The following is a 14,513-nucleotide window of genomic DNA, read 5'->3' as shown; positions in this document are numbered from 1 at the left end:
ACTCCCCATGCCACCGAGCAACATCAACATCCGTCACAGGCAGACCAACGAACACAAGTCGAACTCGATTCGCCTACTGCCGTTGCAGTACTAGGTCAGGAGGTCGAGCCGGCTGGCGCGGCGGGCGCGAGTCGGGCCGTCCCGGCCGGCACCCGACGATCCTGCAACGGGGTGAGCAGGCGGCGCAGCGACAGCCCCACCGCTCAGGCCAGCAGGCAACCACCGACGACCATGACCACCCAGGCCGTGGCGTTGCCGGTGCCGATCAGCGGGCCGGCGGTGACCGGGCCGATCACCCCGCTGATGCCACAGCGGCGTGCAGGTTGGCCGCTGCGCTTACCCGCCTCCGCTTGGCGTTCAGCCCGATCGGCGGTGGGCGTCCCGGTCGGCCGCTTGGGCGGCACCGGCCGATGTCTGCCTGACGCTTCCGCGCGGCCTATGGTGGCCTCATGATCACTTGCGTGGTGCACTACACCATCGACCCGACCAGGCTGGAGGCGTTCGAGCGCTTCGCCCGCGAGTGGATGCGACTGGTGGCACGGCACGGCGGTATCCACCATGGCTACTTCCTGCCGGCCGAGGGTGCCAGCGACCGGGCGGAGGCCCTGTTCAGTTTCGACAGCCTGGCCGCCTACGAGCGCTACCGCTCTCGGTTCGGTGAGGATCCGGAGTTCGTCGCCGCGGACCGGATCCGCGACGAGTCAGGATGCGTCCTGCGCTACGAGAGGACGTTCATGCGCCCGCTACTGCCGGACTGAACGCGCCGCGCCGCGCCTCGCCCGTCCCCGGCGCGGCGCCCTGGCCGGCGGGTCGACCGGGGCACCCGGTCTGGTGCCTGGGCCGACCCGCACTGGTGAATCGTTGCTGTCACATGACGTGTAGGAAGGTTGCCCAGCCGTGTCCGATTTTGACGGGGTTGCCGAGGCCGGTTCCGTTGTGGGGGTAGTACCAGAGGTTTCCGTTGGCGTCGACTCCCAGGATGTCGGCGGCGCCGTCGCCGCTCCAGTCGGCGGCCATGACGTGCTTGAAGGTTGCCCAGCCGTGTCCGATCTTGACGGGGTTGCCGAGGCCGGTTCCGTTGTGGGGGTAGTACCAGAGGTTTCCGTTGGCGTCGACTCCCAGGATGTCGGCGGCGCCGTCGCCGCTCCAGTCGGCGGCCATGACGTGCTTGAAGGTTGCCCAGCCGTGTCCGATCTTGACGGGGTTGCCGAGGCCGGTTCCGTTGTGGGGGTAGTACCAGAGGTTTCCGTTGGCGTCGACTCCCAGGACGTCGGCGGCGCCGTCGCCGCTCCAGTCGGCGGCCATGACGTGCCTGAAGCCCGCCCAGCCGTTCCCGATCTGTGTGTAGCCGGACAGCTTGTAGCTGTTGTTCGGGTAGTACAACAGCCTGCCTGAGGAGTCGACTCCCAGGACGTCGGCGGCGCCGTCGCCGCTCCAGTCGGCGGCCATCACGTGCTTGAAGGCCGCCCAACCGGTCCCGATCTTCACCGGGGTGCTGAGACCGGAAAGGTTGTGCGGGTAGTACCAGAAGTCACCGTTGGCGGCGACCCCCAGGACATCGGCGGCACCGTCACCGCTGAAGTCGGACACCCGTTCGCCGTCAGCTCCCGGCAGGCTGGTGGAAAGGCGGTTCTGGCTCACCGGTGCGGTGCCGGTGGGATAGCTGGTGCCGTTCTCCACGGTATTGGGGATCTCACGGCTGAGCTGAGAGTCGCAGTAGACGACGTTCCAGTGCAGATGTGGACCGGTCACATTTCCGGTGGCACCGGACGCGCCGATGTGCTGCCCCTGCGCCACCCATTGCCCTCTGTCGACGATGGTGGCGCTGAGGTGGGCGTACTGGGAGCATCGATTGTTGCCGTGGTCGATCAGGGCGATTATGCCTCCGCCGCTGCTCCATCCCTCGTAGCGGACGGTGCCGGCGGCCGAGGCGACGATCGGGGTGCCCTGCGGCATGGCGAAGTCGACGGCATGCCGGTTGTAGCCGTCGTTGTGGGAGAAGCCGCTCCCGGGGGTCTGGGTGATGGTGTACGCGTGCCCAGCCCGGTAGGGCAGCTTGAATGGTGCGCCGCTGCCGGCGAGCGCGGACCCTTGGGGAACCAGGATCCCGAGCGCGGCGACAAGCGCAGCCATGCTGACTGCGATATTCCGACGCAAATGAGCCTCCACGCAGCTATGAGGAATATCGGCTGTGCAGCTGTACGTCCGTTGGCCACGGACCTTCGGGTTCTATCTGGCCCAGAGGGTGTCCCAACGAGGCCGAGACTGTCAAGATCGCCAATGGCTCTATGTGTCGTCGCCACCCTGGGCCTGACCGTAGGCAACGACCAGACCGCGAGGGAGCACCATGGACGCTGACGCCGTCCCGACCGGCAGCGCGGAGACGATCCTCGTCTGCATCCGGGGCAACTCCGGCTCGGGCAAGAGCAGCATCGCCCGGGAGCTGCGGCGTCGGCACGGCCGGGGCTGTGCGCTGGTCGAACAGGACTACCTGCGCCGCATCGTGTTGCGCGAGCGCGACAAGCCCGGCGGCGTGGCCCCGGCGTTGATCGCACAGACCGTACGGTTCGCGCTCGACCACGGCTACCACGTCGTGCTGGAGGGCATCCTGCACACCGGCCGCCACCGGGCCGTCCTGACGGCCCTGCGGGACGGCCACCGGGGGCGGTCGCTCTTCGTCTACCTCGACGTGTTCCTGCCCGAGACCCTGCGCCGGCATCTGACGCGCCCGCAGGCCGGCGAGTTCACCGCCGCGCAGATGAGTGGCTGGTACGCCGCCCACGACGTCCTCGGCTGGCCCGACGAACTCGTCCTCCCGGAGGCCACCACGCTGGAGGGCGCCGTCCAGGTCATCGCCGCAGCCGCCGGGCTGCCCCAGACCGGGGGCGACGCCGACGTGCTCCCGATCGTCCCGTAGCCCACGCGAGGCGTTCCCGCTGCCCTGCGGTTGGGCAGGTCGGTCATCTGGGTGGGGCGGCCACACCGCGACGGTTCGTTTCGCCCGCGGGGGGTGCGGGCGGCAGGATCATGCCCGCCCGCTTGACGGAACGCAGGGCGACGGCCACGTCCGCGTGCTGGAGGCCGGGGAGTTGGCCGATGGTGCCGGACAGGAACTCGTAGAGCGCGGCGTCGCTCTCCAGCGCGATCTCGCCGCACAGGTTCCGGTCCCCGGTCGTCGCGGAGATCATGAGTACGGCGGGGTGCGCGGCGAGCAGTTCGCCGGCCTGCCCGAGCTGCGTGGGGTTGACGCTGAGGGTGACGAAGGCGTTCACCGCGAGCCCGACGAGGCTGGGCTCGACGACGGTGCGCATGCGCAGGAAGCCCGCCGCCATCATCGCCTCGGCCCGCCGCCGTACGGTGGCGGGGCTCGCGCCGCACCGCTCGGCGAGCTGCTGCCAGCCCTGGCGGCCGTCCGTGGCGAGGCCGGCGATGATCAGCTCGTCGAGTCGGCTGAGCCGGGACGGCGTCTCGACGGGTGTCTTTTCGTTCCAGTGGTCCGTCCGCTGCGCCCGTAGCTCGTCGACGACCTCGGCCGGCAGCAGGCTCGGGCTCCAGTTGTGCGGCGTGCAGAACCTCCGGATGACCTGGTTGCTCCATATCGCCAGGACACCGTCCAGGCCGGGCAGTTGCTCGAACATGAGCTGGAGCAGGTGCTCGTTGGAGGTGTAGGAGACCTCGGCCACGCAGTCGACGCTGCCCGTGAGCAGCTTGACGGAGCCGCACTCCTGCCACCGGGCCAGGTGTTCGGCGGAGCGGCCGGCGGCGTCCGGGCGGCAGCGCAGTCGCACGAACAGCGATCGCGCCCGGCGGGTCGCCTCGCCGTCCATGACCCCGATGATCCGCACCGCACCGCTGCGCAGCAGCCGCGGGACCCGGCGGGAGACGGTGGCCTCCGAGGTGAAGACCGCCTCGCCGATCTGCGCGTGGGTGGCCCGCGGGTGAGCGAGCAGGGCGCCGACGATCTGCCGGTCGAGTTCATCCAAGGATCGACCATTCCCGTCAGCCGAGAGGTTCTGCATGCGCATATCTTGCATCTCACACGGGCATCTTGACAATCTCCCTCGTGTCTCCGGCAGACTCTCGCCCACGGGTCCGACGGTTCGAGGAGGCAGAGGGTGGCGCATCCGATCAGGCGTTCCAGCGCGGTCAGGGCCGGCGCGGCCGGCGCGGTCGTACTGCTCGCGGCGGCCGTGTTGCCGGCGACTCCGGCGGTGTCGGCACCGGCGGCGACGGCGGGCGGCGCGCGGCCCGCGCAGCACGTGATCATGTTCGACTTCGACGGGTTCGACCCGCGCTTCCTCACGGGGCGCTACGCCGGACTGGCCGAGCTGCCGAACCTCCGGGCGCTCATCGCAGACGGCACCTTCGGCGTGGCCGACGGGTCGTACTCGTCGTACTCCAACTCGTCGCGGACGACCACCGCGACCGGCGCGTACCCGGCCGTGCACCGCAACACCGGCTACTACTACAACCAGGAGACCGACCGCGGTGTCTCCCAGGAGCGCCACATCGAGCCCGGCGTGGAGACGATCGCCCACTCGCTGAAGCGGCAGGACCGGACCGCGGCCTACCTCCAGTGGTACGCGGTGCAGAACTACGGTGCCACGTACGGCGACCCCGCCGCGCTGTACACCCAGCCGGGCGGCAACTGCGAGACCCGCGCCGACCAGGCGATCGCGCTGCTGCGCGGAGAGCCCGTCAACTCCGGCGGCACCATGGTCGACCCCACCGCGATCCCGGACCTGATCACCGTCTACTGCGACGACGTCGACGGCGTACTGCACGACGGCGGGTTCTCCGACCCCGACCTGCCCGCCGCCCTGGCCCGCGTGGACGCCCAGATCGGGCGGGTCCGCGAGGCCGCCCGCGAGGCCGGCGTCCTGGACCGGACGGCGTTCGTCGTCACGGCCGACCACGGCGCCCGGGAGTGGACCGTCCCGCTGCTGCCCGAGGTGCTCGACCGGCTCTCCGCGACCGGCCTCAAGGTCCAGGTCGTCGCCAGCTCGGGCGGCGTACCGGATCCGGCCAGCGAGATCGTCGTCGTGCCCGCCCCGCGTACCGCCGACATCACCCTGCGGGGCCGGGCGGACACCCCGGAGAACGCCCGCCGCATCGCCGCGATCATCCGGGGCATCCCGGGTATCGCGGCCGTCCGCGACCAGCACGACCTGCGCCGGTTGCAGGCCAGCGACAAGCTCGGCGACCTCGTGGTGGAGCCGGTCGAGCCGTACCACCTCTCCACGCTCGCCGACGGCGCCCCCCGCGCCTCGCACGGCGCCCTGCCCGAGGCACAGGTCCCGATGGTGCTCTCCGGCGCCGGGATCCGCCGCGGCGTCCCGCTGCGCAACGTCGGCCTGGTCGACGTGGCCGCCACCATCAGCGCCCTGCTCGGCGTGCGCCCGCCGGCGAACTCGCAGGGGCACGTCATGCGCGGGGCCGTCGAGCGGTCCTGACCGTCGTCACCAAGCAGATCGAGGAGAGACAGCACATGGTCCACCTGACGAAGCGCCGGTGGGCGGCGGCTCTGGCCGCCGCCACCGCGCTCACCATGCTCGCCGCCTGCGGCGGGTCCGAGTCGGAGGCGGAAAAGGCCAAGGAGATCACCTTCTGGACGCCGCAGACGACCCCGCAGCGGGTCGCGGCGCAGGAGAAGGTCGCGGCCCGGTTCACCGAGAAGACCGGCATCGCCGTGAAGGTCGTGCCGCTCAGCGAGGCCGACCAGAAGCAGGCCCTGGCGACGGGCGCCGCCTCCGGGGACGTGCCCGACGTGATGCTGCACAGCTCCACGACCACGGCCGCCTGGCGTTCCCAGGGGCTGCTGAACACCGGCGCCGCCGAGGAGGTCGTCAAGGACCTCGGCGCCGAGACGTTCAACGCCAACGCCCTGAAGGCGTTCAGCCTGGACGACAAGGTCGGCGCCGTGCCGAGCGACGGCTGGGTGCACCTGCTGGTGTACCGCAAGGACCTCTTCCAGGCGGCGAACGTCGCCGTGCCGACCAACCTCGAGGAGGTGGCGAAGGCCGCCACCACGATGAAGGCGACCGGGGTGTCCGGCATCGCCCTGGGCACCCAGTCCGGCACCGCCTCGGGGACCGAGGCCATCTACTCGATGTTCCAGAGCGCGGGCTGCCAGCTCGTGCAGGACGGCAAGGTCACCATCGACTCGCCGGAGTGCACCCGGGCGGCCGAGCAGTTCAAGGTCCTGCGTGACTCCAGCGCGCAGGGCGACTTCGACGTGACCAGCGCGCGGGCGGCCTACCTCGCCGGCAAGTCCTCGATGCTGCTCTTCTCGACCCACATCCTCGACGAGCTGGCCGGCCTCGACTCGGCGAACCCGCCGACCTGCGCGCAGTGCAAGGCCGACCCGGCGTTCCTGTCGAAGAACTCCGGCTTCATCACCGTGCTCGACCGGAACCACCCGGCGCAGTACGGCGCGACCCTCGGCTACGGCATCCCCGAGGGCGCCAACACCGCCGGGGCGAAGGAGTTCATCAAGTTCATGCTGGAGGACGGCTACTCGGACACGCTCGCCTCGGCGACCGAGGGTCGGATCCCGCTGCGCAACGGCACCAAGGCCGAGCCGAACGCGTACCTCGACGCGTGGGGCAAGCTGGGCATCGGCCCGGAGGCCAAGAGCTCCGTCGCCGAGCTGTACGGCCCGGAGATGGTCACCCAGATCCGCGAGGGCGTCAACGCCGTGAGCCTGTGGGGCATGGGCACGAAGGACTCGCCGCTGGCCGGCGCGGTCACCGCCGAGAACGTGCTCGCGCAGTTCCTCGAGCGGCTCTACGGCGGGCAGTCGCCGGCCGACATCACGAAGGCGATGGCCGAAGAGGTCAGGAAGGTCCAGGCCGAACTGTGAGCACGCCGACAGTGCGGTCCTCCCGCTGGGAGCGGCTCAGCCGTTCCCAGCGGGAGAACCTCAACGGCCAGCTCCTCACCGGCCCGACGCTGCTCCTGCTCGCGCTGGTCGTCCTGCTCCCGTTCGTCCTGGTCGTCATCTTCGGGTTCTCCGACACGAGGCTGATCGACATCCCCCGGCTGTCGCCGTCCACCATCGAGTGGACCTTCGAGAACATCGCCGACGCCTGGCGGTCGGACGCGTTCTGGGGCGCGCTCTGGACCACCGTCGCCTACGCGACCCTGACCACGCTCGGGTCCATCGGCGTCGGAACGGCCCTCGCCCTCGCCCTGCGCCGCCCCTTCCGGGGGCGCGGGCTCGTCCGCGCGCTGCTGCTGATCCCGTACGTGCTGCCGGTCATCGCGGCGGCGATGATCTGGCGCACGATGCTCAACCCGCAGTACGGCATCGTCAACGCGATCGGCATGGAGTACCTCGGCTGGCAGAGCCCGATCGGCTTCCTCAGCACCACCTCGACCGACGTGGCGGGCCTGCCCGTACCGGTCTCGCTGCTCGTCGTCGTCGCCTTCGAGATCTGGAAGTCGTTCCCGCTGGCCTTCCTCTTCGTCATGGCGCGGCTGCAGAACGTGCCCGGCGGGATCGAGGAGGCCGCGGCCCTGGACGGGGCGTCCCGGTGGCAGAACCTGCGCCACATCATCCTTCCCCAGCTGCGGGGGGTGCTCCTGCTGTTGCTGCTGATGCGGTTCATCTGGTCGTTCCAGAACTTCAACGACGTCTACCTGCTGACCGAGGGCGCCGGCGGCACCCAGGTCATGGCGATCAAGGTCTACACCGAGCTGGTCACCCGGTCCGACATCGGCAGCGCGGCGGCGTACGGACTGCTGATGTCGCTGATCCTCTGCGTGCTGCTGGCCGGCTACGTCCTGCTCTCCCGGCGGAAGGAGGCGTTGTGAGTTCGGCGATGCGGCCCTCGCGTCCGGTCAACGTCCTGCGGTGGACGCTCATCACCGTCGCGCTCGTCTGCGCCGTGGGACCCGTGCTCTACGGGGTGCTGCTCTCGCTGCGCCCGTACTCGGCGGTGCTGCTGGAACCCCTCGACGTCGTCCCCGGCCTCGGCGAGATCGACCTGTCCAGCTACGTCACGGCGATGAAGGACGAGTCGGCGGGCGGCTTCGGGCTCGGCCGGTTCGTGGTCAACTCCCTGCTGGTCGCCCTGGCCACCGTCGCGGTGTCCATCGTCGCGTGCGTCTTCGGCGCGTACGCCGTGGCCCGCCTGCGCTACCGCGGCCGGCGCTTCACCAGCGGCATCATCCTCGCCGTCTACCTGTTCCCGGGCATCGTGCTCGCGGTGCCGAAGTTCGTCATCCTGAGCCGGCTGGGGCTGACCAGGTCGCTCGTCGGGCTGCTCGTCATCTACGTCGCCGCCACCGTCCCGGTCGCGCTCTACATGATGCGCAACTACTTCCTCGCCCTGCCGGAGAGCGTCGAGGAGGCGGCGCTGCTCGACGGCTGCTCGCTGCCGACGATGCTGCGCAGGGTCGTGCTGCCGATCGCGCTGCCCGGCGTCGTGGCGACCGCCATCTACGTCTTCATGATCGCCTGGAACGAGTACTTCTACGCGCTGCTCTTCCTCGTCCAGGACCGGTCCCGGTGGACGGCCCCGCTCGGCCTCGCCCAGCTCACCGACTTCCAGGTGCCCGTGACCGTGCTCCTGGCCGGCTCCATCGCGGTGACCGTACCGGTCATCGTCATCTTCTTCCTCGCCCAGCGCTACATCGTCACCGGACTGACCTCCGGGGCGGACAAGTGAACACCGAAAGGATGATCGACGTGGCAGGCCCTGTGTCCCCGGGATCGGGACCGGTACGACTGCTCGTGCTCGGCGCGGGAGGGCGCGGCGCGCACGCGTACGCCCAGTGGTGCCTGGAGCACCCCGACGCGGCGCGGGTCGTCGCGGTCGCCGAGCCCGACGCGGAGCGCCGCGACGGACTGGGCGACGCCCACGCCGTCCCGGCGGACCGACGCTTCACCGGCTGGCAGCAGGCGCTCTCGACGCGCGGACCGTGGGACGGGGTCATCGTCGCCACCCCGGACCGGGACCACGTCGATCCCACCCTGCGGGCCCTCGAACTGGGACACCACGTCCTGCTCGAGAAGCCCATCGCGCCGACCGCCGAGGACCTGCACCGGCTGACCGTCGCGGCCCGCGGCAGCGCCGGCACGGTCACCGTCGCCCACGTGCTGCGCTACACCCCGTTCTTCCAGACCCTGCGCCGCCTGCTCGACGAGGGCCGGATCGGGGAGCTGCAGGGGATCTCGCACATCGAGAACGTGGCGTACTGGCACTTCGCGCACAGCTACGTACGCGGCAACTGGCACCGGACCGACCAGTCGAGCCCGATGCTGCTGGCGAAGGCGTGCCACGACATCGACATCCTCCGGTGGCTGGTCGGGTCGCCCTGCACGACCGTCGCCTCGTTCGGCGAGCGCCGTCACTTCCGGGCCGAGCACGCGCCGAAGGGATCGACCGAGCGCTGCGTCGACGGGTGCGCCGTCGCCGACACCTGCCCGTACAACGCCGAACGCCTCTACGTCGACCAGCTCGCCGACGTCGACGGGCCACCCGTCACGGTCGTCACGAACGACACGAGCGTGGCCGGCCGGCGGCGGGCCCTGCGGCTGACCGACTACGGCCGGTGCGTCTACCGGATGGACAACGACGTCGTCGACCACCAGACGGCGGCGCTGCGCTTCGGCAACGGCGTCACGGCGTCGCTTGTGGTCTCGGCGTTCACCGCGTGGAACACCCGCACGCTCACGTTGATGGGCAGCCACGGACAGATCACCGCGGATATGCGTTCGGGCCGGATCAGCCTGGCGACCTTCACCGACACGCCGCCCACCGTGGAGGGACGGCGGACCGACGAGACGTTCCAGGTCGGCACCGGCAGCCAGGGGGTCGTCGACGAGGTCATCGAGGCGTTCTCCGGACACGGCGGCGGCGACGCCGGGCTGATGCTCGACTTCACCGGGCGGGTCCGGCGCTGGCTGTCCGGCGAGGACGTCGAGGCGGCCCCCAGCTCCCTGGAGGAGAGCGTGGAGAGCCACCTCGTCGCCTTCGCCGCCGAGCGGTCGCGGCTGAACCGCACCGTCGAGGAGCTGTGACGGTGGACGAGGTGCGTGCCCTCGTGGCCCGCGTCGCCGGCACGGCCGACGACGTGCGGGTGGAGCGGATCCCCGCCGGCGACGACGCGGCCGTCGCCGGATACGGGTGCCGCGACGGCGTCCTGACGCTGCGCGGGTCGGATCCGGTGGCCGCGGCCGCCGCGTTCGGGCAGTACCTGAAGGCGTACGCCGGCCGTCAGGTGACCTGGGAGCAGCCCCGGCTCGCGCCCCGGCCGGCGCCCTGGCCGGACGCGCCACCGACGCGACTGACCAGCCCGTTCGCGGTCCGCTACCACCTCAACGCCGTGACCTACGGCTACTCGGCGGCGTTCTGGGACTGGGACCGCTGGGAGCGGGAGATCGACTGGATGGCGCTGCACGGCGTCACCCACCCGCTCATGCAGGTCGGCCACGAGGCGGTGCTGGCGGAGACGTTCCGGCGGGCCGGGCTCGACCGGGCCCGGATCGACGCGTGGATCGGCAGCGCGGCGCACTTCCCGTGGACGTTCATGGGCAACACGAACTCGTTCGGCGGGCCGCTGCCGTCGCGCTGGATCAGCCGCCACGTCGAGCTGGCGCAGCGGATCCTCGGCCGGCAGCGGTCGCTGGGCATGACGCCGGTCCTGCCCATGTTCGGCGGGCACGTGCCGCCGGAACTGGCCGACCCGTCGGCCGGCGAGATCGAGTGGCAGGGCTGGCGTACCCCGATCCTCGGCCCCGACAGCGAGCGGTTCGCGTCGTTGACGGCCGAGTTCCTGGGCATCCAGCGGGAGCTGTTCGGCACCGACCACCACTACGCCGTCGACCCGTTCATCGAGTCGGTGCCGCCGTCCGGGGAACCGGACTACCTGGCGTCGGTCGGCCGGGCCGTCTACCGGGCGATGGCGGACGGCGACCCCGAGGCGACCTGGGTGCTCCAGGGCTGGCCGTTCCACTACCAGCGCGACTTCTGGCGGCCCGAGCGCGTGCGCGCGTTCCTGGCCGACGTGCCCGACGAGCGGCTCCTCCTGCTGGACCTGTGGGGCGAGCACGCCCCCATGTGGCGCCGCGACGGCATGTTCGGGCGGCGCTGGGTGTGGTGCGCCATCCACAACTTCGGGGGCCGCTTCGCGCTCTTCGGCGACTTGGACGGGCTGCGCCGCGACGTCGACGAGCTGCGGCGTACGCGGCCCGCCCGGCTGGCGGGCGTCGGGCTGGCACCGGAGGCGGTCGAGAACAACAGCGTCTTCTACGAGCTGGCCACCGACCTGACCTGGGGCGTGCCCGTACTGGACGACTGGCTGCGGTCGTTCGCGCGGCAGCGCTACGCCTCCGGGCACGAGGACTTCGCCCGGGCCTGGCGGCTCCTGGCCGACACGCTCTACGCGCCGGGGCGCACCCGGTCCATCCCGTCTCCCGTCATCGCCCGGCCGTGGTCGGCCGACGCGCCGTTCGCCGCCCAGCGGCTGGCCGGCGAGTTCGTCCCGCAGGACGCGGAGCCGCAGCGGCAGTCGGCGAACATCGACGCCGAGAACGACCCGATGGTCCTCGGCGCCCTGCCGCGGATCGCCTCGGCCGCCCGGCTGCTGCTCGGGCGGGCGCCGGAGGCGGGGGTCCGGGGGCAGGTCGAGCGGGACGTGGTCGAGCTGGTCGGTCACGTGCTGGCGCAGGGATCGCGGATCCACATCCGCGGGATGCTGGCGGCCTTCGCCGAGCGGGACGGGGACGGGGTCCTGGACCACTTCGCCCGGTTCCGGGCGGATCTGCTCGACCTCGACGAGCTCGCCGGTACGCGGTCCGAATCGCGCGTCGGCCGGTGGATCGACGACGCCCGCGCGTGGGGCGACTCGCCCGCCGAGGCCGACATCATGGAGCGCGACGCCCGCAGCCTGGTCTCCGTGTGGGGCCACCAGACCAGCGGGCTGCACGACTACTCCGGGCGGCACTGGGCCGGGCTAGTCCGGGACTACTACCTGCCCCGGTGGGAGCTGTGGGCGACCTGGCTGGCCCGGGCGGCGACGACGGGGCAGGCGCCGGACGTCGACGTCCTGCGCGCCCGCGTCGTCGCGCACGAGGAGCGCTGGCGGGCAACGATCGGCGGCTGTCCCGCCGCGCCCGAGGGGAACACCCTCGACGTGGCGACCGGGATCCTCGACCGGCTCGGGCACTGACCGTCGGTGCCCGGCGCGGTGCACGGGGTTGCCATAATCGAAGCGTGTCTGTCCGGAGACGGCGTCGCTCGTCCCATCCCGCGATCGCCGGCGCGGTCATCGCCGCCGTGGCCACGGTGGTCGCGGCGGCCATTCCCCTCGCGCTGGAGCTGACCCGAGACGCCGGCGGCAGCGGTGCCGCGCCGCCGGTCCAGGGTGCCCCGTCCACCGGGCAGCCCTCGCCGACCCTGCCGGCGGCGCCCACCGACCCCGCCCCGGCACCCGAGTCGCCCCCGGTCACCGCGTCGTCGTCGCCCCCGGCCGGCGTGGTCCCGCTGACGGAGATGCGCGAGGTGGACGACTTCGAGGGCTGGGAGCAGGAGCCGCTGATGGTCGCCGGCAAGCGGCACGAGGCGGTGCTGACCGCGTCCCCGTGCTGGTTGAACGACAACTACACGGTCACGTTCGTGGTGAGCCGGCAGTTCCGGGTCTTCGAGGCGGCCGTGGGCATCGCCGACGAGTCCCCGAAGGGCATGCCGCTGCGGTTCACCGTGCTCTCCGACCGCAAGGAGGTCTTCACCACCACGGTCGGCCTCGGGAGGACCCGCCCGGTCAAGGTGGACATCAGCGACTCGACCCAGGTGTCGCTGCGGGTCAGCACCACAAGCGTCGAGCAGTGCCACGGCGACAGCCTCGGCGCCTGGATCGCGCCGCGGGTACGCCGGTGAGCGCCGGCCCGTCGATGTGACGGTGGCCGGCGCCCGCGCGTCCCCGGAGCGTGCCGGGCTCCGACCCGGCGGCCGGTGGGCGGGCCCACCGGCCGTTTCCGCGCCCGCCTGTCAGGGGCGTGGTGGAGGATGTCCGACCCGGTGGTCGGTGGGCGGGCCCCCACCGCCCACCGGGTCGGGGCTCAGTGGGTCGGCCGGGGGGTGATGACGAAGGCGACGACGGCGGCGGCGACGGCGATGACGGCGCCGGTGGTGAAGCCGCGGGAGAAGCCGGCGGTGCTGGTGCCCGCGATGCTGGCCGCGGCCATGCTCGACACGACGGCGGCGCCGAGCGAGGCGCCGAACTCGTGGAAGGTGCTGACGATGCCGGACGCCAGACCGGCCTCGTGCGGCGCGACCTGGCCGAGCGCGACGGCGGACGCCACGACGAAGAGGACGCCCGTGCCGGAGGCGGCGACGGCCACCCCGACGACGAGGGCCAGGGTCCCGTCGACGAAGGCGGGGACCGCCATGCCGGCCGCCGCGACGAGCAGCCCCAGGACGCCGAGCGTGCGCGCCCCGATCCGGCCGATGACGCGGCCGGCGGCGTTCGCGCCGAGCATGGTCGTGATCGCCACGGGCAGGAAGAGCAGCCCGGTGCGCAGCGCGCCGTAGCCCTGGTGGTTCTGGAGGTAGAACGTGCCCAGGAAGAAGACCGTGATCATCAGCGCGGTCGCGACGAGGATCAGCAGCGCCCCGGTCGCCACCGGCCGGCGGAACAGCAGCCGTACGTCCATCAGCGGGTTCGCAGCGCGGCGCTGCCAGACGATGAACGCGACGTAGAGGAGCACGGCGGCCACGAGCAGCGCCAGGATCGTCGGGTCGGCCCAGCCGACGTCGCCGGCGCGGATCAGCGCGTAGATCAGCGATCCGGTGGCGGCCGTCACCAGCACCGCGCCGGGCACGTCGAGCCGGGCCGGCGCGCCGGTGGGCGCCTGGGGCGGAAGCTGCATCCGGAGGGCCAGCAGCAGGATGATGCCGACCGGCACGTTGACGAAGAACACCCAGGGCCAGCCCGGCCCGGCGGTGAGCAGGCCGCCGAGGAGGACGCCCAGGGCCGCGCCGCCGCCGCCGAGCGCCGACCAGATGCCGAGCGCCTTGTTGCGCTCGTCGCCGTCGAAGATCGTGACGACCAGGGACAGGGCGGCGGGGGAGAGGAGCGCCGCCGCGAGGCCCTGCCCGACGCGACCGCCCAGCAGCATGGGGCCGCTGGTCGCGAGCCCCGCCGTCAGGGACGCGGCGCTGAACAGCAGGAGCCCGGCGAGGACGAGGCGCCGGGCGCCGAACAGGTCCGCGGCGCGCCCGCCGAGCAGCAGCAGGCCGCCGAAGGTGAGGGTGTATCCACTCACCACCCACGTGAGGGCTTCCCGATCCATCCCCAGGTCCGACCCCATGTGCGGCAGGGCGATCGCGACGACGGTGACGTCCAGGATCAGCATCAGTTGGGCGATGCCGACGAGGCCCAGGATCCGCCAGCGCTGCGGATGCGGACTCGCGGGTGTGGGAGTTTCGGTTGCGGTCACAGGTTCCGCCATGGCTGCCAGGCTCCTCCGCCAAGTTGAACGGTAGTGTTCAAGTTACGGAGACACG

At 71.8% G+C, this 14,513-nt stretch carries 12 protein-coding genes; 9 read left to right on the top strand and 3 right to left on the bottom strand.

The window, feature by feature from the left end:
- The first annotated feature begins 449 nt into the window (after positions 1–449).
- On the top strand, positions 450–758 hold the full coding sequence (locus EV374_RS31895) for an NIPSNAP family protein (protein ID WP_132240882.1): 309 nt from the start codon (positions 450–452) through the stop codon (positions 756–758).
- Positions 759–867: 109 nt separating this feature from the next.
- Here the strand turns inward: EV374_RS31895 and EV374_RS31890 are convergent, their stop codons facing one another.
- Positions 868–2,133, bottom strand: coding sequence for a peptidoglycan DD-metalloendopeptidase family protein (locus EV374_RS31890; protein ID WP_132240881.1), 1,266 nt, complete (start codon positions 2,131–2,133; stop codon positions 868–870).
- Positions 2,134–2,347: 214 nt separating this feature from the next.
- On the opposite strand from EV374_RS31890, the gene EV374_RS31885 reads away from it, so the two are divergent.
- A complete protein-coding gene (locus EV374_RS31885) occupies positions 2,348–2,917 on the top strand; it encodes a kinase (RefSeq protein WP_132240880.1) in 570 nt (189 codons plus the stop codon).
- Positions 2,918–2,960: 43 nt separating this feature from the next.
- Here EV374_RS31885 and EV374_RS31880 read toward each other — a convergent pair whose 3' ends face one another.
- Complete coding sequence (locus tag EV374_RS31880; RefSeq protein WP_165947964.1) at positions 2,961–3,983, bottom strand: Lrp/AsnC family transcriptional regulator; 1,023 nt, start codon at positions 3,981–3,983, stop codon at positions 2,961–2,963.
- A 132-nt stretch (positions 3,984–4,115) separates the two neighbouring features.
- Here EV374_RS31880 and EV374_RS31875 point away from each other — a divergent pair, with 132 nt between their 5' ends.
- The 7 genes from EV374_RS31875 to EV374_RS31845 are packed head-to-tail and all read left to right on the top strand — an operon-like array spanning position 4,116 to position 12,884.
- A complete protein-coding gene (locus EV374_RS31875) occupies positions 4,116–5,453 on the top strand; it encodes an alkaline phosphatase family protein (RefSeq protein ID WP_132240878.1) in 1,338 nt (445 codons plus the stop codon).
- Between the two features lie 35 nt (positions 5,454–5,488).
- The gene (locus tag EV374_RS31870; RefSeq protein WP_132240877.1) at positions 5,489–6,862 is read left to right on the top strand and encodes an extracellular solute-binding protein; all 1,374 of its coding nucleotides are present in this window, start codon (positions 5,489–5,491) and stop codon (positions 6,860–6,862) included.
- The gene (locus tag EV374_RS31865) at positions 6,859–7,815 is read left to right on the top strand and encodes a carbohydrate ABC transporter permease (protein ID WP_132240876.1); all 957 of its coding nucleotides are present in this window, start codon (positions 6,859–6,861) and stop codon (positions 7,813–7,815) included. Before EV374_RS31870 ends, EV374_RS31865 begins: the two co-directional genes overlap by 4 nt.
- Positions 7,812–8,672 carry a carbohydrate ABC transporter permease gene (locus EV374_RS31860; RefSeq protein ID WP_207914703.1) on the top strand — a complete coding sequence of 287 codons (861 nt, stop codon included), beginning with the start codon at positions 7,812–7,814 and terminating at the stop codon, positions 8,670–8,672. The genes EV374_RS31865 and EV374_RS31860 overlap by 4 nt, the downstream gene beginning before the upstream one ends.
- 20 nt (positions 8,673–8,692) lie before the next feature.
- A complete protein-coding gene (locus tag EV374_RS31855; protein ID WP_207914702.1) occupies positions 8,693–10,027 on the top strand; it encodes a Gfo/Idh/MocA family protein in 1,335 nt (444 codons plus the stop codon).
- Between the two features lie 2 nt (positions 10,028–10,029).
- Entirely contained in the window at positions 10,030–12,177 is a 2,148-nt protein-coding gene (locus EV374_RS31850; RefSeq protein ID WP_165947963.1) for an alpha-N-acetylglucosaminidase, read from the top strand.
- A gap of 44 nt (positions 12,178–12,221) precedes the next feature.
- Positions 12,222–12,884 carry an NPCBM/NEW2 domain-containing protein gene (locus tag EV374_RS31845; RefSeq protein ID WP_132240873.1) on the top strand — a complete coding sequence of 221 codons (663 nt, stop codon included), beginning with the start codon at positions 12,222–12,224 and terminating at the stop codon, positions 12,882–12,884.
- Between the two features lie 182 nt (positions 12,885–13,066).
- Here the strand turns inward: EV374_RS31845 and EV374_RS31840 are convergent, their stop codons facing one another.
- On the bottom strand, positions 13,067–14,446 hold the full coding sequence (locus EV374_RS31840) for an MFS transporter (RefSeq protein WP_207914701.1): 1,380 nt from the start codon (positions 14,444–14,446) through the stop codon (positions 13,067–13,069).
- Positions 14,447–14,513: the final 67 nt, after the last annotated feature.

This window comes from Micromonospora sp. CNZ303, assembly GCF_004345505.1.
The sequence above is the reverse complement of the archived record's forward strand: the minus strand, read 5'-3'. Positions and strand labels throughout refer to the sequence as shown.